This is a genomic window from Micromonospora parva, assembly GCF_000718515.1.
Classification (GTDB): domain Bacteria; phylum Actinomycetota; class Actinomycetes; order Mycobacteriales; family Micromonosporaceae; genus Micromonospora; species Micromonospora parva.
On record NZ_JNZS01000018.1, the window covers coordinates 91,182 to 115,805 of the forward strand.

General features: G+C 71.9%; 22 protein-coding genes. 17 read left to right on the top strand and 5 right to left on the bottom strand.

Annotated elements, in window-relative coordinates; genetic code table 11:
- Positions 1-52 precede the first annotated feature (52 nt).
- The gene (locus tag IF22_RS0123625) at positions 53-1,375 is read right to left on the bottom strand and encodes a carbohydrate ABC transporter substrate-binding protein (RefSeq protein WP_030335525.1); all 1,323 of its coding nucleotides are present in this window, start codon (positions 1,373-1,375) and stop codon (positions 53-55) included.
- Between the two features lie 153 nt (positions 1,376-1,528).
- Entirely contained in the window at positions 1,529-2,542 is a 1,014-nt protein-coding gene (locus tag IF22_RS0123630) for a LacI family DNA-binding transcriptional regulator (RefSeq protein WP_030335527.1), read from the bottom strand.
- Between the two features lie 82 nt (positions 2,543-2,624).
- Here IF22_RS0123630 and IF22_RS0123635 point away from each other — a divergent pair, with 82 nt between their 5' ends.
- Positions 2,625-4,448 carry a glycoside hydrolase family 35 protein gene (locus IF22_RS0123635; protein ID WP_051708740.1) on the top strand — a complete coding sequence of 608 codons (1,824 nt, stop codon included), beginning with the start codon at positions 2,625-2,627 and terminating at the stop codon, positions 4,446-4,448.
- A gap of 59 nt (positions 4,449-4,507) precedes the next feature.
- Here IF22_RS0123635 and IF22_RS0123640 read toward each other — a convergent pair whose 3' ends face one another.
- Positions 4,508-5,830: an LPXTG cell wall anchor domain-containing protein gene (locus IF22_RS0123640; protein ID WP_030335532.1), complete on the bottom strand. Its 1,323-nt coding sequence runs from the start codon at positions 5,828-5,830 to the stop codon at positions 4,508-4,510.
- Between the two features lie 338 nt (positions 5,831-6,168).
- On the opposite strand from IF22_RS0123640, the gene IF22_RS0123645 reads away from it, so the two are divergent.
- The 13 genes from IF22_RS0123645 (at position 6,169) to IF22_RS0123705 (ending at position 19,249) form a co-directional block, all read left to right on the top strand.
- Complete coding sequence (locus IF22_RS0123645; protein ID WP_030335534.1) at positions 6,169-7,149, top strand: DUF2804 domain-containing protein; 981 nt, start codon at positions 6,169-6,171, stop codon at positions 7,147-7,149.
- 149 nt (positions 7,150-7,298) lie between these two features.
- On the top strand, positions 7,299-8,282 hold the full coding sequence (locus IF22_RS0123650; protein ID WP_030335536.1) for a zinc-dependent alcohol dehydrogenase: 984 nt from the start codon (positions 7,299-7,301) through the stop codon (positions 8,280-8,282).
- 2 nt (positions 8,283-8,284) lie between these two features.
- Positions 8,285-8,683 carry a 6-pyruvoyl trahydropterin synthase family protein gene (locus IF22_RS0123655; protein WP_030335538.1) on the top strand — a complete coding sequence of 133 codons (399 nt, stop codon included), beginning with the start codon at positions 8,285-8,287 and terminating at the stop codon, positions 8,681-8,683.
- Positions 8,680-9,726: a glycosyltransferase family 4 protein gene (locus IF22_RS0123660; RefSeq protein WP_030335540.1), complete on the top strand. Its 1,047-nt coding sequence runs from the start codon at positions 8,680-8,682 to the stop codon at positions 9,724-9,726. Before IF22_RS0123655 ends, IF22_RS0123660 begins: the two co-directional genes overlap by 4 nt.
- A complete protein-coding gene (locus tag IF22_RS0123665) occupies positions 9,723-10,541 on the top strand; it encodes a class I SAM-dependent methyltransferase (RefSeq protein WP_030335542.1) in 819 nt (272 codons plus the stop codon). The genes IF22_RS0123660 and IF22_RS0123665 overlap by 4 nt, the downstream gene beginning before the upstream one ends.
- A 66-nt stretch (positions 10,542-10,607) precedes the next feature.
- Positions 10,608-11,546 carry a lysylphosphatidylglycerol synthase transmembrane domain-containing protein gene (locus IF22_RS0123670; RefSeq protein WP_036412151.1) on the top strand — a complete coding sequence of 313 codons (939 nt, stop codon included), beginning with the start codon at positions 10,608-10,610 and terminating at the stop codon, positions 11,544-11,546.
- A 59-nt stretch (positions 11,547-11,605) separates the two neighbouring features.
- Complete coding sequence (locus IF22_RS0123675; protein ID WP_030335546.1) at positions 11,606-12,283, top strand: GTP cyclohydrolase II; 678 nt, start codon at positions 11,606-11,608, stop codon at positions 12,281-12,283.
- Positions 12,280-12,987, top strand: a complete 708-nt coding sequence (locus IF22_RS0123680; RefSeq protein WP_030335549.1) for a RibD family protein — start codon at positions 12,280-12,282, stop codon at positions 12,985-12,987. Before IF22_RS0123675 ends, IF22_RS0123680 begins: the two co-directional genes overlap by 4 nt.
- A 94-nt stretch (positions 12,988-13,081) precedes the next feature.
- Positions 13,082-13,615: a DinB family protein gene (locus tag IF22_RS0123685; RefSeq protein WP_030335551.1), complete on the top strand. Its 534-nt coding sequence runs from the start codon at positions 13,082-13,084 to the stop codon at positions 13,613-13,615.
- A gap of 31 nt (positions 13,616-13,646) precedes the next feature.
- Positions 13,647-14,099: a GNAT family N-acetyltransferase gene (locus IF22_RS0123690; protein WP_036412170.1), complete on the top strand. Its 453-nt coding sequence runs from the start codon at positions 13,647-13,649 to the stop codon at positions 14,097-14,099.
- A gap of 153 nt (positions 14,100-14,252) precedes the next feature.
- Entirely contained in the window at positions 14,253-15,731 is a 1,479-nt protein-coding gene (locus IF22_RS0123695; protein WP_030335555.1) for a right-handed parallel beta-helix repeat-containing protein, read from the top strand.
- Between the two features lie 217 nt (positions 15,732-15,948).
- Positions 15,949-18,639: an Hsp70 family protein gene (locus tag IF22_RS0123700; RefSeq protein ID WP_030335557.1), complete on the top strand. Its 2,691-nt coding sequence runs from the start codon at positions 15,949-15,951 to the stop codon at positions 18,637-18,639.
- A 37-nt stretch (positions 18,640-18,676) separates the two neighbouring features.
- Complete coding sequence (locus IF22_RS0123705) at positions 18,677-19,249, top strand: nucleosidase (RefSeq protein WP_030335558.1); 573 nt, start codon at positions 18,677-18,679, stop codon at positions 19,247-19,249.
- A 10-nt stretch (positions 19,250-19,259) separates the two neighbouring features.
- Here the strand turns inward: IF22_RS0123705 and IF22_RS0123710 are convergent, their stop codons facing one another.
- Both IF22_RS0123710 and IF22_RS0123715 read right to left on the bottom strand, forming a co-directional pair.
- A complete protein-coding gene (locus IF22_RS0123710) occupies positions 19,260-20,438 on the bottom strand; it encodes a low temperature requirement protein A (protein WP_051708741.1) in 1,179 nt (392 codons plus the stop codon).
- Positions 20,439-20,609: 171 nt separating this feature from the next.
- Positions 20,610-21,791, bottom strand: coding sequence for a low temperature requirement protein A (locus IF22_RS0123715; RefSeq protein ID WP_051708742.1), 1,182 nt, complete (start codon positions 21,789-21,791; stop codon positions 20,610-20,612).
- A 170-nt stretch (positions 21,792-21,961) separates the two neighbouring features.
- Here IF22_RS0123715 and IF22_RS0123720 point away from each other — a divergent pair, with 170 nt between their 5' ends.
- The 3 genes from IF22_RS0123720 (at position 21,962) to IF22_RS0123730 (ending at position 24,606) form a co-directional block, all read left to right on the top strand.
- Positions 21,962-22,822, top strand: a complete 861-nt coding sequence (locus IF22_RS0123720; RefSeq protein WP_030335561.1) for a S1 family peptidase — start codon at positions 21,962-21,964, stop codon at positions 22,820-22,822.
- An 82-nt stretch (positions 22,823-22,904) separates the two neighbouring features.
- Positions 22,905-23,930, top strand: a complete 1,026-nt coding sequence (locus IF22_RS0123725; RefSeq protein ID WP_030335563.1) for a sugar kinase — start codon at positions 22,905-22,907, stop codon at positions 23,928-23,930.
- 67 nt (positions 23,931-23,997) lie between these two features.
- Entirely contained in the window at positions 23,998-24,606 is a 609-nt protein-coding gene (locus IF22_RS0123730) for a bifunctional 4-hydroxy-2-oxoglutarate aldolase/2-dehydro-3-deoxy-phosphogluconate aldolase (RefSeq protein ID WP_030335564.1), read from the top strand.
- Positions 24,607-24,624 lie beyond the last annotated feature (18 nt).

Genomic DNA, 24,624 nt, shown 5'->3' on the forward strand with positions numbered 1-24,624 from the left:
CTCGCGGGGGGAGGGGTCGGCGGCAGCCCGGTTCCGGGCTGCCGCCGGGGCGTCACTTGCCCGCTTGCCGCAGCTTCTCGCTGGCGTCGTTCAGCGCGGTCTGCCACTGGTCGACGGTCTTGTCGCCGCTGATGATGCTGTTCGCGGTGTCGAAGAGCGTGCCCTTGATGTTCACGCCCTCGACCGGCGCGGTGCTTCCGAAGCCACCCACCAGGGCGGAGATGCTCGGGTCCTCGTAGAGCTGGTAGAACGGGGCGATCTCGGCGGGCAGCGTCGAGGCGATGCCCTTGATCGGCTGGATCGCGTTGGCCTTGGCGAAGATGCCGGCGGCCTCGTCGGAGTAGAGGTACGCGACGAAGTCCTTCGCGGCGTCCTTGTTCTGCGCGCCGCTGGGAACCCAGGCGGACTCGACGATCGTGGTCAGGTAGCGCTTACCACCGGCGTTGACCGCCGGCAGCGGGGCCATCGCCCACTCGAAACCGGTGGCGCGCGGAGCGTCCTTCATCTCGCCGACCACCCACGTGCCGTTCGGCATGAACAGGGTCTTGTTGTCGAGCAGCGACTGCTGGTTCTTGGTGAAGTCCTGCTCGTTCGCGTACCCCACCGTGGTCTTCGCCGCGTAGCTCAGCAGCCGGGCGGTGATCTCCAGGACCTGGCGCCCCTGGGCGGTCTTCCAGACACCCTCGGAATACGTCATGACGTCCTTGTAGAACTGCTCACCGCCGACGTCGGCGAGCAGCGCGAAGAAGAACGAGTCCAGGTAGCCCGCGGTCGGGTACGTGAACAGCGCGATGCCCTCGGCCTTGGCGGCGTCGCCGAGCTTGAACATGTCGTCCCAGGTGGTCGGGACCTGCCAACCCTTCTGCGCGAAGAGGCCCTTGTTGTAGACCAGCCCGGTCGGCGCGTAGTACATCGGCATCAGGTAGGTCTTGTCGTCGTTGTACGGGTTGGTGCTGAGGTTGCCCACGATCCCGTCGGCGAGCTTGGAGCGCACGGTGACCTGTTCACCAGGCACCGTCATGTCCAGGACCCCGGTGAGGTCCTCCAGTGCCTTGTCCTTGACCAGCGTCTCGGCGAGCGCTGCCTTGCGGCCCTGGGGCAGCACCACGACGTCCGGGAACTTGCCGGCCTTCATGTTGGGGCTGATCTCGTCCTCAAGGGTCTTCGAGAGCTGCAGCTGCACGTCCACATCGGGGTGCTTCGCCTTGTAGGCCTCGATGACCTGCAGGTACATGTCCCGGCCGTAGCCGCCCTCGAAGGCCGCGACCTTCAGGCTCTTCTTGCCGTCGGCGTTGTCGTCGCCTCCGGAACAACCTGTGAGCAGGCTGAGCGCCGTCGCCGCGGCGACGGCTAGGACGATGGGTTTTCTGAACATGGGGGTGGTCCTCCGTGGCGGTACGCACAACGGTGCGGGAGTGAGAGGCGAGCACGAGACACGGTCCGCCTAGATCGCTGGGGCGGGCCGCGCGTTGTTACTGTGGCACCCGTAACATGACCCGTCAAGAATGATCTGCCCGCAGCAGGACGGTCAGCGTGGCCGCGGCGCCGCGGTGGACTCCCGGACGATCAGGGTGGCTGGCGTGAGCGATTCGCCCTCCGACTCGGTGTCGAGCAGGAGTGCGACAGCAGCCGCCCCGGAGCGGTAGAAGTCCTGCCGAACGGTGGTGAGCGGCGGGTGGCAGTAGGCGGCCAGCTCGATGTCGTCGACGCTCACGATCGAGACGTCCTGCGGCACCGAGCGCCCGCGCTCCCGCAGCGCCTTGATCAGCCCGAAGGCCATCTCGTCGCTGGCCACGAAGACGGCGGTGACCTCGGGAATCATCGCGAGGATCTGCCCCAGCCGGTAGCCCGACTCGGGCGACCAGTCGCCCTCCAGGGCTGGAGGCGCGTCGATCCCGGCAGCGGCCAGGCACTCCTGCCAGCCCTGCCGACGCTGCCGCGCCTCGATCCACTCGTCCGGCCCGGCTACGTGCCACACCTGGCGGTGCCCCAGGTCCAGCAGGTGTTGGGTGGCCGCGCGCCCCGCCTCGTGCTGGTCGATGCCCAGCACCCGCGCCCCGGTCGTGCGCGAGCCGTCCACCGTGACGGTGGGGATGTCCCGGGTGATGTCCTCCATCCGCTGGGTCACGGAGATCAACGGGACCGCGATGATGATGCCGTCGACGCCCTGGTCAGAGAGCTTGAGCAGGGACTTCTCCATCAGTGCGGTGTCCAGCTCGGCGATGGTCGCGATGCTCACCGAGTAACCCGCCTGACCGGCCGCCGCCTCCACCCCGGCGGTGACCCCCGAGCGCGAGTAGTAGCCGCCGGCCTGTAGCAGGACCAGGCCGAGGGTGAAGCTTCGTCCCGAGGACAGCAGCCGGGGAGCGCCGTTGTACCGGTATTTGAGCTGCTCGACCGCGTCGAGTACGCGACGTCGGGTTTCCGCGTTGACGTTCGGCGAGTTGCGCAGCGTACGCGAGACCGTCTGTGCCGACACGCCAGCGGCACGTGCCACGTCGGTCATGCTCGGTTGCTTGTCGCGCATTGTCGCCTCGGTCATCCGCCCCGCCCTCCTGAGAACCCGGTACGGCGGCATCCTAGCGCCATTGTTATAAATGGCACGGGTAACATAGGCTTCTGCCATGATCGAGACGACCCGGCCGAGCAGCACGCTGACACCGTCGCCCAGGCCATCACCCGCGCTCGGCTGGAGCGGCCGTCAGCTTCACCGGCACGGCGTCCCCCACCGCGTCCTCTCCGGCGCCCTGCACTACTTCCGGGTCCACCCACAGCTGTGGCGCGACCGGATCCGGCGACTGGCCGACCTCGGTCTCAACACCCTCGACACGTACGTGCCGTGGAACTTCCACCAGCCGCACGCCGAGCGCGCGCCCCGCTTCGACGGCTGGCGTGACCTCGAGGCGTTCATCGCGCTCGCCGGCGAAGAAGGCCTCGACGTCGTCCTGCGGCCCGGCCCGTACATCTGCGCGGAGTGGTCCAACGGTGGCCTGCCAGCCTGGCTGACCGCGCGTGACGTGGTCCTGCGCAGCTCCGACCCGGCGTTCATCCGGCCGGTCGAGCGGTGGTTCGACGAGCTGATTCCCCGTATCGCACGGCAGCAGACGCATGCTGGCGGACCGGTGGTGGCGGTACAGGTCGAGAACGAGTACGGCAGCTACGGCGACGACGAGGCGTACCTGCACTGGATTCGCTCAGCCCTGCTCGAGCGCGGCATCACCGAGCTGCTGTTCACAGCGGACGGCCCGACCGAGTTGATGCACGACGCGGGCACGGTGCCGGGCACCCTCGCCGCGGCCACCCTCGGCTCGAAGCCCGAGGCCGCCCGCGCCCTGTTCGCCACGCGCCGGCCCGACGAACCGTTCGTGGTCGCCGAGTACTGGAACGGCTGGTTCGACCACTGGGGCGAGCGACACCACGTCCGCACGGTGGACAGCGCCGTGCGCACTCTCGACGCCATCCTCGGCGAGGGCGGAAGCGTCAGCCTCTACATGGCCCACGGCGGCACCAACTTCGGGTTGTGGGCCGGCGCCAACGCGGACCGGGGTCGGCTTCAGCCCACCATCACCAGCTACGACTCCGACGCGCCCATCGCCGAGGACGGAACGCTCACCGCCAAGTTCCACGCCATGCGTGCGGCGCTCGGCGTGACCGGGCAACTGCGGGTGCCCGAGCGGATGCCGGTGCTGCCGCCGACGCGGGTGCCGCTGACCCACCGCGCCGACCTGATCGCCGGCCTGCGCGCCGTGCCCGCACCGGAGTCGACCGGTCCGCGGCCGGCCACCTTCGAACAACTCGGCCTGGACGCCGGGATGGTGCTGCTCACCGCCCACCCGAAGATCCCGACGGGCGAGCACACCATCATCCTCAGCGACGTGCGCGACCGGGCGATCGTCCTCGCCGACGGCGTGCCGATCGGTGTCGCCGACGCCGATCATCCGGAGATACCGATTCGCGGCACCGGCGCGATCGTGCGCCTGGAGATCCTGGTAGAGAACCTGGGCCGGATCAACTACGGCCCACTGGTCGGTCAGCACAAGGGCCTGCTCGGACCAGTGCTCGTCGACCGCCGGATCGTGCACGGCTGGGCCAGCTCGCCGATCGCCCTGGCCGAGTGGACACCTGACGACCTGCGTCGCGCCACCACCGCCGGGCCGGCCAGCACCGGCGCCGGGTTCGCGGTCGCGACGGTGCCCGTCGAGCAGCCGGCGGACACCTTCCTCGCCCTGCCCGGCTCGGTGCACGGCATGGTCTGGGTCAACGGATTCCTGCTCGGTCGCTACTGGGACATCGGTCCGCAGGTGACGCTCTACTGCCCCGCGCCACTGCTGCGCGCCGGCGAGAACACGATCGTCGTACTGGACACCGACCGGCTCGGCCCGGTCCTGGAGCTGCGCGATCAGCCCGAGTTGGGCCCCACCGAGGAGTACGTGGAGGAGTTCGAATGACCGTCTGACCGCTCCCGGTCGCCCGCCGTGCGAGCGGGCGACCGGGCCCGACCGGCCGGTCAGGCGTGCTTGCCGCGGCGACGCTTCAGCAGGAGGAATCCCAGGCCGGCCGCCAGCAGGGCGGCACCGCCACCGGCGACGAGCGGCATTGTGGTCGAGCTGTCGTCGTCGGCGGTCAGCTCCCGGGAGCCGAGCTCGGTGACCGGCTCGGAGCCGTCGGACTCGGCCTCCGTGGCGGTGTTCGCGCTCGGGCTCGCACTGGGGGTGGGGGTGGCGCTCGGGGACGGGGACGGGGACTTCGTGGGGGCCGCGTCGATGGAGGCGAGCGAGTCGCCGTTGAGCGCGACCTTGACCTTGGCCTGACCACCGCCGGAGGACACGACGGCGACTGACAGCTTGCTCGCCTTGTCCGTCAGCTTGGTGATGGCGTCCGCGTTCGGCGGCGCGTTGTTGGTGGCTGTCTTGTCCGCCGTCGTGGTGTCGATGAGTGACGAGGCACCGTAGGAGCCCTTGGGGACACGGTAGGCGTGCACGCCCTCGAGCTTCGCGTCGAAGTTGCCGGCCGCGTGGCGGTACTCGATGACGAGCCGGTCGCCGCCCAGGGCGATGTCCAGGGCCCGGACTCCGCTGCCCTTGCCGTGCAGGGAGCGCAGCGTGTAGACCCCCGACTTGGTGACCTTCTGGGACGCCCCGCCGTTGAGCCATCCGGCACGGATCATCTCCGGTGCGGAGAAGCCGGCCGGCCGGTAACCACCGGCCATGATGGTCGTGTGGCTGGCGCCCCCTGACTTGCACGCGCCCAGGTTGCCGCCGGTGCACTTGACGCGACCCTGGTGCCCGAAGCCCAGGTTGTGCCCGAGTTCGTGGCCGACGACGTCGATGCCACTGGCGGTGCCGTAGAGGTTGATCCAGGTGGTCGGGCCGGGCAGGGTGGCGAGGCCGGCCCAGGGGCAGTTCGTCTTCTGCGCCGGGAAGACGATCGAGATGCTGTCGTAGTCCTCGCCCGCGACCAGGCCCCGCTTGGCGAGTTCGTCACGGGTCATCTGATTGATCTTGCCGTGCGGGCAGCCGGCGGCGCTGAGGTCCAGCTTGATCGGGCCGAGGAACTGCTCCGGTACGGCGGGCACCAGCTTGTACTGCCCACGCGACAACTCCGACAGGTACGACGCGGCCGAGTCGCTCTTCGCGCCGAAGTAGGTGTCCGGCGTGGACGCCTTCACCTTGTCCGGGAACTGGAAGGAGGCGTCGCTGAACTCCACCAGGACGGGGAGCATCTTCCTCTTCACCGGTGCGGCGGCCGCAGGGGTGCCGGGGAGCGTGGCGGTGGCCAGCACGGTGATGCCTGTGGCCAGAGCGATACGGCCGAGGGCGGACAGCTTCATGGGGTCCTATTCCTTGAGGGGGATGCCGGACGGCCAGGACGCCGATGTCCGTGGCCGCCCGGCAGCGTCGGGCCGCTTGGCGCTAAGGCGGCCGATGACGGGGGATTCCTGCCGGTCTCGTGCGGGTTCGTGGCCGCAGGCGGGGCCGGGCCGCCGCACCAGACCGGTGGGGGTGGGCGGGAGCGGCTACCAGGACGACGGGAGAGAAAGAGTCAGGAGCAGCCAAAGCTGCCGCATACACCACATCCTATGACATCCTATGTCCGATGTCATATGACCGTAGGTCGCATCGATGTGTCAGTCAAGCCGGCGGGGCAGGGGCGGCTATCGTGCAGCTCGTGACGCACGAACGTGAGCTGCTCTCGCCTGTCGACCTGTGCCAACGGGACGGGCGACTCAACCCCGCGGCGGTGGGCTGGACCCGGCGTCCCCTGCACACCGCGAACCTGCGCGGCTGGGGCCGGACCAAACGATGGGAGTACTGGGGCATCGTGACCCCACGGCACATCATCGGGCTGGTCGCCTCGTCGCTGGACTACGCCGGTGTGCACAGTGTCTACGTGCTCGACCGGGACAGCGGCACCGAGACGACTGCCGACGTGGTGGTGCCGCTGGCGCGGGGCGCTGTGCTACCGCCGCACTGCGGCGTGGGCGAGGCGGGCGCCCGCGGCGGTGGCCTGGCGATCCGGATCGTCCAGCGCCCGGACGGCACCGCGATCTCGGCGAGCGCCAGTGGCGTACGGCTGGAGGTGGACGTGCCGTTGCCGGCCGGTCACGAGTCACTCGGGGTCGTCGTGCCGTGGAGCACCAGACGATTCCAGTACACGGTCAAGGACGTCGGCCGCCCGGTGCTCGGCACGCTGGAACTGCACGGCCAGACGTACGAGATCGGTGGGCCGGACGCGTTCGCCGTGCTGGACCACGGTCGCGGCAGATGGCCGTACTCGGTCAGCTGGAACTGGGCCGCCGGCGCGGCGCCGGGACGAGCGATCCAGCTCGGCGGTCGGTGGACCGACGGCACCGGGGTCACCGAGAACGGCCTCTTCGTCGACGGTCGCCTGCACAAGATCGGCGAGGAGCTGCGCTGGACCTACGACCGGGCGGACTGGCTGCGCCCCTGGCGGATCAGCGGCGACCGGGTCTCTGTCGAGTTCCAGCCGTTCCACGAGAAGGTGTCCCGCACCAACCTGGGTGTCGTCGCGAACGAGACGCACCAGTGTTTCGGGCACTTCTCCGGCTGGGCGAAGACCGACGACGGAACGACGGTGAGCCTCGACGGGCTCGTCGGTTGGGCCGAGGAGGCACGCAACCGCTGGTAGTGGTTTGCCGCCACCACGCGCACACCGCGCCAGCGCACGGCAGCGCTTCGAACTGTGGACACCTCGCCTCCGTGTTTATGATCGACGACCCCGACCGGGGCACGGAAGGCTGGCCGTTCGGCCCAGAACAAGAGGTGAGGTGCGCGACGGTGATCCGCGAGGCGTACGCCTGCTGGGTGCGCGAACCCGGCGCGGCCGAGATCCGGCCGGTGTCGCTGACCGCCCCCGGCCCCGACGAGGTGCTGGTCCGGGCCCGCTACTCCGGGGTCAGCCGGGGCACCGAGACGCTGGTCTTCACCGGTCGGGTGCCCGCCGACCAGCACGCCGCGATGCGCGCGCCCTTTCAGGAGGGTGACTTCCCCGGCCCGGTGAAGTACGGCTACCTCAGCGTGGGCGTGGTCGAACAGGGCCCGCCGGACCTGCTCGGGCGGACGGTCTTCTGCCTGCACCCGCACCAGAGCGCGTACGTCGTGCCCGCCACCGCCGTGGTGCCCGTGCCGGAGGGGGTGCCGGCGGCCCGGGCGGTGCTCGCCGGCACCGTGGAGACCGCCGTCAACGCGCTGTGGGACGCCGCGCCGCTGGTCGGTGACCGGGTCACCGTGATCGGCGCCGGCATGGTGGGCTGCTGCGTCGCGGCGCTGCTCGCCCGGTTCCCCGGCGTGCAGGTCGAACTGGTCGACACCGACGCGCGCCGGGCCGGCGTGGCCGGGGCGCTCGGTGTCGACTTCGCCGACCCGGCCGACGCCCGCGCTGACCGTGACCTGGTCGTGCACGCCAGCGCCACCGCCGCCGGCCTGCAACAGTCGCTGGACCTGCTCGCACCGGAGGGCACGGTCATCGAGCTGAGCTGGTACGGCGACCGCCCCGTGCAGGTGTCGCTGGGCGGCGCGTTCCACTCCGGTCGACTCACCGTCCGCAGCAGCCAGGTCGGCATGGTGGCACCCGCCCGACGGGGGCGGCGCAGCTACGCCGACCGCCTGGCGCTCGCCCTGGACCTGCTCGACGACCCGGCCTTCGACGCGTTGATCACCGGCGCGTCCCGGTTCGCGGAGCTGCCCGACGTGCTCGCCCGACTCAGCTCGGGTGACCTGCCCGCCCTCTGCCACCTCATCACCTACGACGACGGGGAGTGACAGTGTTCAGCGTGACCGTTCGAGACCACATGATGATCGCCCACAGTTTCCGAGGCGAGGTCTTCGGGCCCGCCCAACGCCTGCACGGCGCGACGTTCGTGGTGGACGCGACGTTCCGCCGGCCCGACCTGGACGCCGACGGGATCGTCGTGGACATCGGCCTGGCCACCGAGCAGCTGCGGGCCGTGCTGAGCGAGCTGACGTACCGCAACCTCGACGACGAGGCGGCCTTCGCCGGGGTGAACACCACCACGGAGGTGCTGGCCCGTACTGTCGCGGACCGACTGGTCGAGCGGGTGCACGCCGGTCAGCTGGGAGCGGGAGCGCGCGACCTGGCCGGCATCACGGTCACCCTGCACGAGTCGCACATCGCCTGGGCGAGCTACGAGCGGTCACTGTGACCGATGCGGGCCGGGCGGTGCACGTCGTCCTGCCCGGTGACATCGACGACCCGGCCACGCCCAGCGGCGGCAACTGCTACGACCGGCGGATCTGCGCCGGGCTGGGCGAGCGGGGCTGGTCGGTCCACGAGCACCCGGTGCCCGGCGCGTGGCCGCACCCCGAGCCGGCCGACCGGGCGACGCTGGCCGGGCTGCTCGCCGCCACGCCCGACGACGCCGTGGTGCTGTTCGACGGCCTGATCGCCTCGACCGTGCCGGACCTGCTCGCCCCGCACGCCCGTCGGCTGCGTCTGGTGGTCCTGGTGCACCTGCCGCTCGACGACGAGCCGGAGGCCCGCGCGCTGGCCACCGCCCGGGCCGTCGTCACCACCAGCGAGTGGACCCGCCGCGCCCTGCTGGCCCGGCACCCGAGGCTTGCCGAGCGGATCCGGGCCGCGCCGCCCGGGGTGCGGCCCGCGCCGCCGGCTGCCGGCTCCGCGACCGGCGACCGGTTGCTCTGCGTCGCGGCGGTCACCCACCACAAGGGGTACGACGTGCTGGTCGACGCGTTGGCCACGCTGGTCGGGCGGGAGTGGACGATGCTCTGCGCCGGGACGCTGGCCCGGGAACCGGACCTCGTGCACCGGCTGCGCGACCGGCTGACCGGGGCGGGTCTCACCGAGCGGGTGCGGCTGGCCGGCCCGCTGACCGGCGCGGCGCTGGACGACGCGTACGCCGCCGCCGACCTGCTGGTGCTGCCGTCGCGGGGCGAGACGTACGGCATGGTCGTCACCGAGGCGCTGGCCCGGGGCCTGCCGGTGGTGACCACCGAGGTGGGCGGGCTGCCGGAGGCGCTCGGCCACGCCCCCGACGGTGACCGACCGGGACTGCTGGTCCCGCCCGGCGACCCGGCGGCGTTGGCCGCCGCGCTGATCCGCTGGCTGGACGACGACGCGCTGCGCGCCCGGCTACGGCGTGCCGCGCTCGCCCGGCGCGACACCCTGACCGACTGGTCGGTGACCGCCGCGCTGCTGGCCGGCGTACTGAAGGAGGTGGCGGAATGACCGCCGAGGAGACCCTGCCGTTCGCCGACTGGCTGCGGTTGCGGGAGCCGGCCGACGCGGCGGCGCGCGCCGAGGACCTGCTGGACGCCGTCCGCGCCCGGCCGACCGCCAACGCCCCGATGGTGATCCACGACCTGGGCAGCGGCACCGGCTCGATGAGTCGTTGGCTGGCCGCCCGGCTGCCCGGGCCGCAGCACTGGGTGCTGCACGACCGGGACGCCGACCTGCTGGCCCGCGCCGCCGAGGGCATGACCGGGGTGCGAGCCGCCGACGGCGCCCCGGTGACAGTGCGGACGAGCTGCGGTGACCTCACCCGGCTGACCGCCGCCGACCTGGCCGGGGCGTCACTGGTCACCGCGTCCGCGCTGCTGGACATGCTCACCGCGGAGGACGTCGAACGGGTGGTGGCCGCCTGCGTCGGCCGGCCCGCGCTGTTCGCCATCTCGGTGACCGGGCGGGTCCGGCTCAGCCCGACCGACCCGCTCGACGAGGAGGTCGAAGCCGCGTTCAACGACCACCAGCGGCGTACCGTCGATGGCCGGCGGCTGCTCGGCCCGGATGCCGCCGCCGCCACCGTCGCCGCGTTCGCCCGGCACGGCGTCGACGTGCGGGAACGACCCAGCCCGTGGCGGCTCGGCCCGGAGCAGGCCGACCTGGCCGCCGAGTGGTTCCGAGGTTGGCTCGGGGCCGCCTGCGCGCAGCGCCCCGACCTGGCCGGCCCCGCCCAGGCGTACGCCCGCCGTCGGCTGGCCGACGCGGCCGCCGGCCGACTCACCGTGCTTGTCGACCACACCGACCTCCTCGCCGGTGGATGAACCGTTCACGCCCTGGGTACGTGGACTAGGGCAAGTGGACGATCTTCAAGGGGAGGGCCGGCGCGGATGTTCTGGGCCTGGGCACGAGTGGTCGGCGGGGTGGGTCTGCTCGCCGTCCTGCTGTGGCAGGTGGGCAGTGGCCCGTTCCTCGCCGGAGTACGACTGATCGACGCGCCGGCGTTGGCAGCGGCGCTGGTCATCGGGGTGCTCACCACGGTCTGCGCGGCGTGGCGGTGGAGCCTGGTCGCCGGCGGCCTCGGTGTCCGCCTGCCACTGGCGACGGCGGTGGCGCACTGCTACCGGGCGGTGTTCCTCAACGCCACACTGCCCGGCGGTGTGCTCGGCGACGTGCACCGGGCGGTGCGCCACGGCCGCGACGCCGGTGACGTCAGCCGGGGAATCCGCGCGGTGGTCTGGGAACGTACCGCCGGGCAGGTGGTCCTGGTCGGCGTCGCGCTGGTGGTGCTCGCGGCCTTCCCGTCCCCGGTGCGGCCGTACCTGCCGGTCGCCGCCGCGCTCGTCGTCGCCGGCGGTCTGGTCGTCGTGCTGGCGGCCCGGGTCCTGCCCAACGGGGGCGGGTCCCGCTGGGCCACCGCGCTGCGTACCGCAGTGGCGGACGTGCGGTCAGGGCTGCTGGCGCGGCGCACCTGGTTCGGTGTGCTGGTCGCCTCGGCGGTGATGGTCGCCGGTCACCTGGCCACCTTCCTGGTGGCGGCGCGCACCGCCGGATCCGACGCCCCGCTGTCCCGACTGTTGCCGTTGACGCTGCTCGCCCTGCTCGCCATGGGCCTACCGTTGAACGTGGCCGGCTTCGGGCCACGGGAGGGGGTGGCCGCGTGGGTGTTCGGCGCGGCCGGTCTCAGCGCGGCCGAGGGTGTCGCCACCGCCACCGTCTACGGTGCACTGGTGCTGGTGGCCAGCCTGCCGGGTGCCGCCGTGCTGCTGGCCCGTCGGCGTCGAACTCCGGCCGCTGCCCGGGAAGCCACCTCCGACGGCGGCTGTTGAAGTCGATGGTGAGACGGTACGCGTCGCCGGACGGCGGTGGCGCCGGACGAAGGAGTCCCATGCCCGAAGCATTGCCGGTTGCCACGATCCGCACGCAGGTCACGGTGCCGCTGGCGTTTCCCGACGGCTACTCCACAACCGCCCGGGTGTTCACCTTCAAGGGCCTGGTGGACGGTAGGGAGCATTTGGCCCTCGGCCTCGGTGACTGGGCCGGTGCCCTGGACCGGCTCGCGGTCGGGGGAGAGGCGCCGCTGGTGCGTCCGCACAGCGAGTGCCTGACCGGCGACGTGTTCGGCAGCGAACGCTGCGACTGCGGCCCCCAACTGCGCGAGGCGGTGCAGCGGATCGCCGAGACCGGTGGGTTCCTGCTCTACCTGCGGCAGGAGGGCCGTGGCATCGGCCTGTACGCCAAACTGGACGCGTACGCGTTGCAGGACGCCGGGTTGGACACCTACCAGGCCAACGTCGCGCTGGGCCGGGGCGAGGACGAGCGGGACTACACGGCCGCCGCGCAGATGCTGGCCACGTTGGGCGTGCCGCGGGTTCGACTGCTCAGCAGCAACCCGGACAAGGAAGACCAGTTGACCCGGCTGGGCGTGGACGTGGTCGAACGGATCCTCACCAGCGTCTTCCTGTCGCCGGCCAACGCCGAGTACCTGGCGGCGAAGGCGGCCAAGGCGGCGGAAATCGAGGCGGCGGACGCGCTCGCGGGTCGCACTCCTGAGCAGCCCCGATGAGTTGCCGGCCGGAGCCGACGCGGCCGTACGTGCTGCTGAGTTGCGCCGCCTCCATCGACGGGTACATCGACGACGCCACCGAGCAGCGGTTACTGCTCTCCAACGACGAGGACCTGGACCGCGTCGACGCGGTCCGCGCCAGCTGCGACGCCATCCTGGTCGGCGCCGGCACCGTCCGGCGCGACGACCCGCGGCTGCTGGTGCGTTCCCCGAGCCGTCGGGCCGAGCGGGTCGCGGCCGGTCGACAGGCCTCGCCCACCAAGGTCACGCTGACCGCCCAGGGCGACCTCGACCCGACCGCGCGCTTCTTCACCGCCGGTGATTCGGTGCGGCTCGTCTACTGCGCCACCGGCGCGCTGGAGAAGACCGAGGAGCGGGTCGGCCGACTGGCCACAGTGGTCGACGCGGGTGAGCCCGTCGACCCGGGGTGGCTGCTGAGCGACCTGGCCGCGCGGGGTGTGCGGCGGTTGATGGTGGAGGGCGGCGGGACGGTCCACGCCCAGTTCCTCGCCGCCGGTCTCGCCGACGAACTGCACCTCGTGGTGGCCCCGTTCTTCGTCGGCGACGGCCGGGCGCCCCGGTTCGTCGGCGAGGGTCGCTTCCCCTGGCATCCGGGTCGCCGCGCCCGCCTGGCCGAGGCTCGCCAGATCGGCGACGTGGTTCTGCTCCGCTACGCCCTCTCCGAGCGCTGCCCGGCCGACTGATCGGGGCCCGCGCGCCGTGCCGCCGCGCTCTGCCGCGAGCCGTCGAGTGGTTATTCTGTCGACGGCGGTGCCGGTGCCCGGCCAGAATCCCCTGATGTCCGTTCCGCCGCTGGCCCTGCTGCGCTGGCAGTTCGACCTGACCTGGTCGCTGTTCGAGTACCACCTCGAGCGACTCGACGCCGCCGATGCCCTCTGGGAGCCGGCCGCCCACTGCTGGTCGGTGCGGCAGGGCGTCGACGGCACCTGGGTTCCGGACTGGGCCGACACCGAACCCGACCCGGTCCCGGTGCCGACGATCGGTTGGCTCACCTGGCACGTCGGCTGGTGGTGGACCGTGGCGATGGACCATCTGCGGGGGGTGCCCGCGCCCGACCGCACGGCCGTCACCTGGCCGGGCCCGGGCGAGCCGACTGTGGCCTGGCTGCGTGACCTGCGCACCGAGTGGCTGGGTCTGCTCGACCAGCTCAGCGAGCGTGACCTCGACCGCACCGCGACGTTCCCCTGGCCGGACGGGACCGACCACACCGTCACGCACACGATCGGTTGGGTCAACTCCGAGCTGATGAAGAACGTCGCGGAGATCGGCCAGCTCCGGCTGATGCGCGCGGCACAGCAGTCTCGACGGTGATGCGCGGATCCTGGTCGATAGGGTGGCGGGCGTGCCCGGACTGGTGAAGATCAGTGAACACAACGTGGAAGCCGCCTGCCGGTTGCAGGTGCGACCCGACCAGGAGAAGTACTCGTCCCCGGTCGCCTGGTCCCTTGCCGAGGCGTACGCGCAGCCCGACATCGCCTGGCCACGTCTGATCGTGGAGGGTGATGAGGTCGTCGGCTTCCTGATGGGCTTCTTCGACATCGAGTGGGACCGACCGGACGACAGGCGCTCGGGCCTGTGGCGGCTGAACATCGCCGCCGAGCAACAGGGCCGGGGGTACGGCCGCTTCGCGGTGGACGCCGTTCGTGCGGAGGCCCGCAGCCGAGGGCACGACCAGATCTACACGACCTGGGAATCGGGGGAGGACGGCCCGGAGGGGTTCTATCTCACCCTCGGATTCCGTCCGACCGGGGAGACCAGCGGAGGTCAGATCGTCGCCGTCCGGTCCGTCCACTGACCAGGCGGCATCACCTCGGTTGTTCGACGGCCTGGCCGCGCTCGGCGGGCGCCACAGTGGTGCCTGCCGCCCTCATTTCGAGGGGCACCGCGTCGGACCTGTCCCGCGTAGGCTCCCAGCCGCGCAAAGACAACCTACGGGGGATCGGTCGACATGACGAAGAACAGCCTTAGCCGCCGCGCTCTGCTCTACGGCACGCCGGTGCTGGCGGGAGCTGCGGCGCTGACCGCCGCTGAGCCGGCGATGGCGGCGGGTTCCGACACCTCGGTGGTGTCGCCGAAAGACTATGGCGCGGTTGGCGACGGCGTCACGGACGACACCGCGGCTGTGCAGCGGTGCCTGTCGCAGGGCCGGGCCGTGGACTTCGGCGGCCCGGGCAACGTCTACCTGATCACGAACACGCTCACGGTCTACCAGGCCACGCCGCAGATATTGCGAGGCCACGGTGCCACCATCAAGGCGGGTGCCGCAGTCAACCTGATGCGTCTGGGCAGGGCGCGCCACTCGCTCGACGGCCTCAACTTCGACGGAACAAGCCAGCCGGGTGGCGTCGGTGTGATCATCGAGGGTGACGCTCAGTACAGCTCCATCGTCAACTGTCGGTTCACGAACATCGGCGGCTCCGGCGTGTCCGTCTCTTCGGGCGCGCACCATGTCACAGTCGCCGGCTGCTTCTTCGACCACTGCGGGCACGGCTCCACGGTGGCCGACAACAACTATCGCAGCTCGATCTACGTCGCCGATGCCGACTTCTGCGTTGTCACCGACAACCGCGTCCTCAATTGCAACTGGGGCATCATCTTCCGCGGCGATTCGGCCGCGGTTGGCATCAACTTCTATACCTGTCAGTCCAACGTCATCACCGCGGTCAGTCCGCCCGTTGCGATTTCGCAGGGCATCTCGAACCGCTACGGCCGCAACGGCAAGATTGCCGGCAACACGGTCATCGGCTTCGACGACAACAGCATCGACTGCTGGGGTTGTAACACGACCATCATCGCCGGCAACAGCACCAAGGGCGGCAAGGACGGCGTCTTCGTCGGCGACCCGTCCAGCTCCAACATCGTCGTCAACGGCAACACCTTCAACGGGCCCCAGCGCGGGGTGCGAGTTTTCAGCCAGGAGACGGTGACTCCAGCCCTGGTCATCGGGGTCACCATCGTCGGCAACACCATCACCCAGCCCACCGACGGCGGCGTCCTGATCTCCCGGAACAACCTCTCCCAGGTCACCGGGATCACAGTGTCCGACAACGACATCCACGTAACGGGCGCCGGCAGCTACGGAGTGAAGGTGGTCAACGCCGAGTTGGTGCGCGTGCTGGGAAACCGGATCTACCGACCGCTCCAGCAGGGCATCCACCTGAGCGGCGTCGACATCACCGAGGTCGCGCACAACACGGTTTCCGACGCCGGTTACCAGACGCCCAACACCTACAGCGCCATCGACATTGTCGGCTCGAACCGAGTCACCGCCCGCGACAACGTCGCCTACGGCAATGCGAAGCATGCGGTCGCGATCAACAGCGGGGTGGGTATGACGGTCACCGGCACACGATGGCGCTCGCTGGGTGCCGGCGGCATCAGCAACGGGGCGACCGGCACCGTACTCGCCGACAACGTTCAGTTTTGACGTGACGCCGCCGCCCGAGCGCGGCGACGTGCTCCGGCGGTCGGTAGGTCAACCGCCGCGCTGAGCGGTGCGGGCTGTCGCGCCGATCTCCCGCCGTCCCGCGGACGTCAACCGTCCTGACGGCTGCGACTGCGACTGACCGAGTGATCAGCACCGCTGCGGGGGCTGCGTACGATGCGGGGTCGAGTTCCCCTCGTCGCGGCGGAGGTATCGGGCAATGGCAGGCCAGCACGAGGGTTTCGCACTCGGTGTCGACCTCGGTACGTCCAACACGGTCGCGGTGCTGCGCTGGCCGGACGGGCGGACCCGTCCGCTGCTGATGGACGGTCAACCACTCAGTCCGTCCGCCGTCTACGCCGACCAGGACGGCACCCTGCACAGCGGCTGGGACGCCCGCCGGTTGGCGCAGACCGACCCGGGCCGGTTCGAGGCGAACCCGAAGCGTCGGGTGGACGAGCCGACCGTGCGGCTCGGCGACAACGCGTACCCGCCGGCCGAGCTGCTCGCCGCGGTGCTGGCGGCGGTCGCGCGGGCCGCGGTGGGCGCGGTGGGCTTCCTGCCCCCGGCCGTGGTCACCTGCCCGGCCGCCTGGGACGCGACGCGGCGGCAGGTCCTCGCCGACGCGCTGCTGCGGGCGGGCTGGCCGCAGGCGGCCGAGCACACCCTCGCCGGGCCGACCCCGCCGGGCACCCGTTTGCTGCGGGAGCCGGTGGCCGCCGCCCGCTACTACACGCAGGTGCTGCACCGTCCGGTGCCGGTCGGCGGGGCCATCGCGGTGTTCGACTTCGGTGGCGGGACGCTCGACGTCGCGGTGCTGCGCAACGAGGGTGCGGACCCCTGGGGCGACTCCGGCTTCAGCGTGGTCGCCGACGGCGGCCTGCCCGACCTGGGCGGCCTGGACCTCGACGCCGCGCTGGTACGGCGGGTCGGTGAGCTGGTCGGTGATCGGCACGCCGCGCAGTGGGCCCGGCTCACCCGACCGGCGGATCCGGCGCAGCGCCGCGACCAGATCCGGCTCTGGGACGAGGTACGAGGCGCGAAGGAGACCCTGTCCCGGTCCGTTGTCGCGCCGGTCGCGGTGCCGGGAGTGGCCGAGCCGATCCAGCTGACCCGGGCGGACGTCGAACGGGTGGCCACGCCGCTGCTGCGGCGGGCGGTGCAGCGGGCCCGGGAGGTCATCGCCGCCGCCGGTCTGCGCCCCGACCAGCTCGCCGGGCTGTTCCTCGTGGGCGGGTCGTCGCGGATCCCGCTGGTGGCCCGGATGCTGCACGCCGACCTGGGGATCGCGCCGACGGTGCTGGACCAGCCCGAGTTGCCGGTGGCCGAGGGTGCCCTGACCGACCTGCCACTGCGCAAGCCGCTACCCGCCCCGGCGTACGCGGGACCACCGGTGGCCCCACCCGCGCCAGCTCCGGTGAGCCCGCCCGCCCCGGCCGCAGCACCCGCGCCGGTCGTACCGTCGCAGCCCTGGCCGGGATCCACCCCGCCGGTGGGCCCGCCCCCCGGGCCGGGCCTGGCCGGCGCGACCCCGACCCCGAGCGGCGGCGGGACCCGCTGGCGGCGGGCACGCTGGGTGGTGCTCGGCGCGGTGCTGGCGGTGGCCGGGGTGGCCACCGCGGCGACGCTCTACCTGACCCGGGACCGCTACCCGGACCTGGAGTTCGCCTCGCTGCGCGAACTGTCCCGGCTCTCGGCCGGCGCCGAACGTCCGACCGACATGTGGACGGCGGTGCTCGACGATCGGGCCTACCTCGCGTTCCCGCTGCCCGACGACCGGCTGGAGGTGGTGGCCGTCGACGCGGGCACCGGTCGCGAGGTGTGGCGCGAGCAGACCGACGTGCGCGCCGACGACTGGGAGGCGGTCATCGCCGTCCCCGGGGCGGTCGTGGTCCTCGCCGACGCGCCCGGCGACAGCACCCCCCGACCGATGGCCGTCCTCGACGGTCGGACCGGCGAGCAGCGCTGGCAGCGCGTTCTCCGTGGCGACGACGACGTCTACGTCGCCGACGACACGGCGGTGCTGGTCGACCGGGCCGCTGACGAACTGGTCGGCCTGCGCCTGACCGACGGCGCGACGAAGTGGACCCGAGCCAACCCCCGCGACCGGTACGCCGGTGGCCGTACCGTGGTCCGGCCGGTGGGCACCGACGCGGCGGCGGGCGGACCGGCCTTCCTCGACGGCACGCCCCGCGACCCGTGGACGGGCAAGGGGCGGCGACTCGTGCAGGTGGGCGCGGACCGGTCGGTGCGGCTGCTCGACATGGCATCCGGCGCGGTGCTGCGCCAGTGGGGCAGCGTCGCCGACCTCGACGACCTGGTGGTCGCCCACGAGGACCGCCTGTACGTGGCCGCCAACGAGGGCGGTTACCAGCTGCTCGCCTACGACCTGGGTTCCGACGCCGAACCGGTGGTGCTGCACCGCTCCGGGAACGACGAGTACCGTCCGACGGAGCTGGTCGCCTGCGGTCCCCGACGGGCCTGCCTGGTGCAGGTGCCCAACAGTGACGCCACGCGCACCGAGGTGGTGGCGGCCACCGAGGGTGAGCGTGCGATCCAGTGGTCGGCGCCGGGCGTGACCGGCCTGGTCCCGTTGGGTGAGCAACTGCTCGCCCAACGGGAGTCCCCGGAGCCGAGCGTCACCATCTTCGACGCCGCCGGCAAGCCGGTGCTTCGGGACCGGGGCGGGGTGGCGGTCCGCCTCGACGAGGGCAACCTGCTGGTCTTCGCCAAGGCGCCCAGCGTGGTGGTGGCCAACCGGGTGCTGGCCGGCGTGTGGGCCGAGTCCGGGAAGGTCGACGAGTTGGGCGAGCTGCAGGACGTTCGCAGCTCGTCCTGCTCGTGGAACACCCACCTGATCGCCTGTGGCGCGGAGAAGGACTTCGTGCTGTACCGCTTCACCACCGACTGACGTCAGCGCCCCACCGGCCGGCTCGTACGATGCTCCGGTGAATCTTCGAGGTACGGTCCGCGCCGATCGTCCGTTGGTGGTGCTCGCCGTCGGGGAGGAGGCCCGCTACCTGCCGCCCGAGCTGCCGGTCCTGCTCACCGGCATGGGCAAGGTGAACGCCGCCAGCGCGGTGGCCGCGGTGCTGGCCGCCGGGCCGCGCCCGGCCCTGCTGCTCAACCTGGGTACGGCCGGGGCGTTGCGTCCCGGGTTGGCCGGCATCCACGAGATCGCCACCGTCCTCCAGCACGACCTGGACACCGAGCTGCTGCGCACGCTCACCGGCGAGACGTACGGGGCGCCGCTGTCGCTGGCCGCCGAGGGCGCGGTGCTGGCCACCGGTGACACCTTCGTGGCCGACGACGAGCAGCGGGACCGGTTGGCGCAGCGCGCCGACCTGGTCGACATGGAGGGGTACGCGGTGGCCTGGGCCGCCGCGCAGGCCGGTGTGCCGTGCCGGCTGGTCAAGCAGGTCAGCGACGAGGCGGGGGAGGGCGCGGCCCGGACCTGGCAGGAGTCGGTGGACGCGTGCGCCCGCGACCTCGCCGAGTGGGCCGCTCGACACGTCGGCTGAGCGTGCCGGGTCAGTCGTCGGGTTGCCGCACCCGCAGGCCCGGCGTGGTCTCCCGGGCGGCTCCGGGCAGCAGGATGTGCGCCGCCAGCCCGAGCGCGACGCTCGTGGTGACCAGCAGCGGTGGCCAGCGGCCGGCCCACGGCAGCGTCAGCAGTGGCAGGATGAGGCAGAGCATTCGCCGCCACGGCACGAGCATGGACACCAGCAGGGTGAACAGGACGCGGCCGATCACGAACAGGGCCGGGCCGCCCATGATCAGTAGCAGCCATCCCACCGGCGTCGTACCGGTCGGCCGGGCAACGACCAGGTCGAACGAGGCCGCCGTGCCGACCACCCCGGCCAACATCACCAGATGGGTGTACGGCGCCACCCGCGCCGGGCGGCCCGCCCTCGCCCCGGCCTCCAGCAGTTCGCCGGCGCGAAAGACGTAGATCTGCCAGAGCAGCAGCATGACCGCGAACGCGCAGAACAGCGCGGCGACCCGGAGCCCGGTGAACTCTCCCCGACTCACCTGCAGGGTGGGCACCAGGATGATGTCGCCGAGGGCCAGGATGACGAACTGCTGGTACCGCTCGCCCAGATGAGCGGTGGTCCGCTCGTACTGGTCGAAGGGCACCCGGCCCAGCCCGGGCGTGGGGTAGCGGGCCGCCGCGGAGACCAGGTCGATCGCGATGGCGATGCTCCAGAGGGTCCAGTTCACCGTGTCGAACAGCGCGCCGGCGATCCAGAAGACGCCGGACACCAGGAACCAGAACAGGAACCGGGTGGCGCGGATCTCGGCCAACCGGTGCCGCTGTTGATGCAGGCTGGTGATCAGGATGAAGCCGCGAATCACGTGCGTGCCGACGTACGCGACGGCGAAGACCAGCGCGTGCCCGCTGGCGATCTTGGGCAGCGACGCGCCCATCCCCACCGACCCGACCATGGCGACCATCAGGATGGCCTGGATGGGACGCTGCTGCGGGTCGTAGAACTCGGTGGTGGTGGCGGTGACCGACCAGGTCCACCAGATCGCGGTCAGCATCAGCAGGACCATCGTGGCGGTGGACCAGGTGTGGCGTTCCGCGAGCAGGGTCGAGGTCAGTGCGAGCGAGGCCACGAAGACCACGTCGAAGAGCAGCTCCAGCAGTGTGGCCCGGGTCGACCCGTCCGGACGGCGTACCAGCGCCCCGGTGCCTCCGGTGGTCATGCCGGGCCTCCCGCCGTTTCTTCCGAAAATTATCGGCGGTGTCGACACGGCTCGTCCCCGGATCGGCGATTCCCGCCGCTCACCGAGGGACGCCCGGAGGTTGGCACGGCGGACGCCCGCGCCCGGGACCTCGCCGAGGCGCCGGTGGGCACGTCGGTCGATGGCGCGCCGTCATTCGTCGGGCTTGCGCGTCCACAGGCCCGGTGTGGTCTCCCGTGCCGCTCCGGGAATCAGGATGTGACCGGCCAACCCGAGCGCCACGATCGAGGCCACGAGCAACGGCGGCCAGCCGCCGGCCCACGGCAGCACCAGCAGCGGCAGCAGTTGCCAGGCGACGCGCCGCCACGGCATGACCCACGACACCGCCATGGTGAACAGCACGCGACCGACCACGAACAGCGTCGGGCCGGTGATGATCAGCACGAGCCACGGCACCGGCGTCGTTCCGGTCGGCCTGCTGACGACCAGGTCGAACGTGGCGGCAGTGCTGACCACGCCGGCCAGCATGACCAGATGGGTGAACGGGGCCAACCGGGTGGCGCGGCTCCCCTTGGACCCGGCTGCCACCAACAACTCGCCAGCGCGGAAGACGTAGATCTGCCAGAGCAGCAGCATGACGGCGAAGGCGCAGAGCAGGGAGGCGAGCCGGAGGTGGTCGAGATTGCCCCGGCTGACCTGCAGCGTCGGCACCAGGATGATGTCGCCGAGGGCCAGGATGATGAACTGCTGGTACCGCTCGCCGAGGTGCTCGGTGGTCCGGCCGTACTGGGTGAGTGGCACCTTGCCCAGCCGGGGCGTGGGGTAGCGGGCCGCCCCGGCGACCAGGTCGATCGTTATGGCGATCCCCCAGAGCGCCCAGTTCGGAGTTTCTGACAGCGCGCCGGTGATCCAGAAGACGCTGGACACCGTGAACCAGAAGAGAAACCGCGTGGCCCGCTCCCTGGCCGTCTGGTGCCGCTGCCGGTGCAGGGCGGTGACCAGGATGATGCAGCGAATGACGTGCGTGCCGACGTACGAGGCCACGAAGAGCAGTTGGTGCCCGATGGTGACCATCGGCAGCGATGCCGCCATCGCCACCGACCCGACCATCGCAAGCATCAGGATGGCCTGGATCGGGCGTTGCTGCGGATCGTAGAACTCGGTGGTGGTCGCGGTGACCGACCACGTCCACCAGACGGCGGTCAGCATCAGCAGCAGCTTGGCGCCGCCGGCCCACGAGAGCTCTTCGGAAAACAGTTTCGACGTCAGGGCGAGGGCGGCCACGAAGACCACGTCGAAGAGCAGCTCCAGCAGCGTGGCCCGGGTCGACCCGTCCAGCCGGCGTACCAGCGTCGCATTCCCTTCGGTGGTCATGCCTGGCCTCCCGCCGCGTCTCCCGAGGATTATCGGTGCCCTGACACGGGCCGTCCTCCGGATCGGTGATTCCCGCTGGTCGGGGAAGAGGGCGGGCGGAGCTTGCCACGGTGCGAGCGTCGCGCGATGCTGCACTGCATCCATCAATCTCGATCTCTTCGGAGGTTCGGATGCGTCGCTCCCCACTGGCCGCCCTCGCCCTGACCATCCTGCTGCTCGTCGCACCCGGCGCGGCGCAGGCCGCCGTCCCCGACCGGGCCGCCGCGCCCACCGCCGATCCGGTGGCCCTGCTGAGCGGGGTACGCACCGCGGGCACCGCCTGGGGCCTCGACCCTGCCACCGGCCGGATGACCCTCACCGTCGACGACACCGTGACCCCCCGCGACCTGAGCGCACTGCGGACGGTGGCCGATCGGGCCGGCGCGCTGCTGCGCCGTGAACCCGGAACGCTGCGCCCGCTGATCGCCGGTGGGCAGGGCATCTACGGCGGCGGCGCGCGCTGCTCGCTCGGCGCGAACGCACGCAGCGGCAGCACCTACTACGTGATCACCGCCGGACACTGCACCGCGGCTGCCGCCACCTGGTACGCCGACAGCGCCCAGAGCACCGTGCTCGGCACCCGCACCGCCACCAGTTACCCCACCAACGACTACGGGCTGATCCGCTACACCGGTCGGATCGCCCACCCGAGCGCCGTCTACACGTACCCCGGCCTGCTGACCATCAACGGCCCCGGCAACGCGTACATCGGTCAGGCGGTGTGCCGCAGCGGCAGCACCACCGGGGTGCGCTGCGGCACGGTCACCGGTCTCAACCAGACCGTCAACTACGCCACCGGCGTGATCTACGGCCTGATCCGCACCAACATCTGCGCCGAGCCGGGGGACAGCGGCGGACCGCTCTACGTGGCCGCCACCGGCACCATCCTCGGCATCCTCTCCGGCGGCACCGGCAACTGCACGGCCGGCGGCACCACCTACTACCAGCCGATCGCGGAGGTGCTGGCCACGTACGGCCTGACGCTGCCCTGACCGCGGGACACCGCTTGCCCGTCCCGCGCGCGACACCTAGGCTCGGCGACGCCCAGCACCCCGCCGCGAGGACGTGTGCCCGATGCCGACCGACCCCCGACCTGACCAGGCGAGTGTGCCGGCCGGCTACCCGTCGGTGGAGGTGGCCGCGGTGGGGGAGACGATGGTGGTGCTCTGCCCCGCGCCGGGCGAGCCGCTGGAGCACGCCGAGCGGGTCGCCGTCTCGGTCGGCGGCGCCGAGTCCAACGTGGCCGGTTACCTGGCCCGCCTGGGACACCTGACGACCTGGGTGAGCCGGGTCGGCGACGACCCCTTCGGTCGGGCTGTCGTGCGGCACGTCGCCGCCGCCGGTGTCCGCGTCGACCAGGTGTGCGTGGACCCGGCCGCCCCCACCGGCCTGTACGTCAAGGACCCGGGCCCGCAGGGGACCGCCGTGCACTACTACCGGGCCGGGTCGGCGGCCACCCGGATGGACCCGGCCACGCTGGCCGACCCGGCGCTGGCCGGTGCCCGGGTGCTGCACCTGTCCGGGATCACCCCGGCGCTGTCCGCGTCCTGCCGGGCGCTTGTCGAGCACGCGGTGACCGACCGGCCGTTGCCGGCGGCCCGGGTCAGCTTCGACGTCAACCACCGTGCCCGGTTGTGGTCCGCCGAGCAGGCCGCGCCGGTGCTGCGTGACCTCGCCAACCGCTGCGACCTCGTCTTCGTCGGGCAGGACGAGGCGGAGACTCTCTGGGGCGTCACCGACCCGACGGCCGTGCGTGAGGTGCTGCCCGCTCCGGAGACGGTGGTGGTCAAGGACGGCGCGGTCGGCGCCACCGCGCTGGTCCGCGACGCCGAACCGGTCTTCGTGCCCGCTCCCCGGGTGACGGTGGTGGAGCCGGTCGGTGCCGGCGACGCCTTCGCCGCCGGCTACCTGGCCGGGCTGCTGCGCGGCCTCGACCCCGTGCGGCGGTTGCGCCTCGGCCACCTGATGGCGGCGCAGGCGTTGACCAGCAGCGCCGACAACGCCCCGGTCCCGCCGTGGGCCTGGTTCGAGAAGCTGATCGACGCCCCGGCCGACGCCTGGTCGCCGCTCGACCTGACCGACCTGGGGGCGACGACCTGAGTCGGGCCGCCGGGTGGCGCCCCGGCCAGCAGCAACACTGTCACCGCGACCTCGGATGGAGTGTTCCATGACCACACCGGACTTCGACCACATCTTCGGCGGCGCCCGGGTGATGGCGATCCTGCGCGGCCTTCCGGTCGCCGAGACCGTTCGGCTCGCCGAGCGGGCCTGGGACCTCGGCATCGACGTGGTGGAGGTTCCGGTGGCCACCGCCGACGCGGTGCCGGCGCTGCGGGCCGCCGTCGCGGCGGGGGCCGAACGCGACCGGATCGTCGGTGCCGGCACCGTGCTCGACGTCGACCAGGTCGCCGCGGCGGCCGACGCGGGCGCCCGGTTCACCGTCGCGCCCGGCCTGGACCTCACGGTCGCCGACGCCGCCGCCGCGCGTGGCCTGCCGCACCTGCCCGGTGTGGCCACCCCCACCGAGGCCCAGCAGGCACTGCGGCACGGCCTCACCTGGCTCAAGGCGTTCCCCGCGATCTCCCTCGGGCCGGCCTGGTTCAAGGCCATGGCCGGTCCGTTGCCGCAGTTGCGTTTCGTCGCCACCGGTGGCCTCGACGCGGGCAACGCCGGCCCGTTCCTGCACGCGGGCGTCCGCGTGGTGGCCGTCGGCTCCGCCCTCTCCGACACCACCCAACTGGACGCCCTCGCCAAGCTGACCCGCACCACCCCCTAACCCCCCGCCCCCCCCCCA

Coding starts and splice junctions, on each gene's coding strand:
- IF22_RS0123720 (WP_030335561.1), top strand. CDS start 21,962: ATGCGTCGCTCCCCACTGGCCGCCCTCGCCCTGACCATCCTGCTGCTC.
- IF22_RS0123700 (WP_030335557.1), top strand. CDS start 15,949: ATGGCAGGCCAGCACGAGGGTTTCGCACTCGGTGTCGACCTCGGTACG.
- IF22_RS0123685 (WP_030335551.1), top strand. CDS start 13,082: ATGTCCGTTCCGCCGCTGGCCCTGCTGCGCTGGCAGTTCGACCTGACC.
- IF22_RS0123730 (WP_030335564.1), top strand. CDS start 23,998: ATGACCACACCGGACTTCGACCACATCTTCGGCGGCGCCCGGGTGATG.
- IF22_RS0123695 (WP_030335555.1), top strand. CDS start 14,253: ATGACGAAGAACAGCCTTAGCCGCCGCGCTCTGCTCTACGGCACGCCG.
- IF22_RS0123670 (WP_036412151.1), top strand. CDS start 10,608: ATGTTCTGGGCCTGGGCACGAGTGGTCGGCGGGGTGGGTCTGCTCGCC.
- IF22_RS0123680 (WP_030335549.1), top strand. CDS start 12,280: ATGAGTTGCCGGCCGGAGCCGACGCGGCCGTACGTGCTGCTGAGTTGC.
- IF22_RS0123675 (WP_030335546.1), top strand. CDS start 11,606: ATGCCCGAAGCATTGCCGGTTGCCACGATCCGCACGCAGGTCACGGTG.
- IF22_RS0123710 (WP_051708741.1), bottom strand. CDS start 20,438: ATGACCACCGGAGGCACCGGGGCGCTGGTACGCCGTCCGGACGGGTCG.
- IF22_RS0123640 (WP_030335532.1), bottom strand. CDS start 5,830: ATGAAGCTGTCCGCCCTCGGCCGTATCGCTCTGGCCACAGGCATCACC.
- IF22_RS0123630 (WP_030335527.1), bottom strand. CDS start 2,542: ATGACCGAGGCGACAATGCGCGACAAGCAACCGAGCATGACCGACGTG.
- IF22_RS0123625 (WP_030335525.1), bottom strand. CDS start 1,375: ATGTTCAGAAAACCCATCGTCCTAGCCGTCGCCGCGGCGACGGCGCTC.
- IF22_RS0123725 (WP_030335563.1), top strand. CDS start 22,905: ATGCCGACCGACCCCCGACCTGACCAGGCGAGTGTGCCGGCCGGCTAC.
- IF22_RS0123715 (WP_051708742.1), bottom strand. CDS start 21,791: ATGACCACCGAAGGGAATGCGACGCTGGTACGCCGGCTGGACGGGTCG.
- IF22_RS0123635 (WP_051708740.1), top strand. CDS start 2,625: ATGATCGAGACGACCCGGCCGAGCAGCACGCTGACACCGTCGCCCAGG.
- IF22_RS0123665 (WP_030335542.1), top strand. CDS start 9,723: ATGACCGCCGAGGAGACCCTGCCGTTCGCCGACTGGCTGCGGTTGCGG.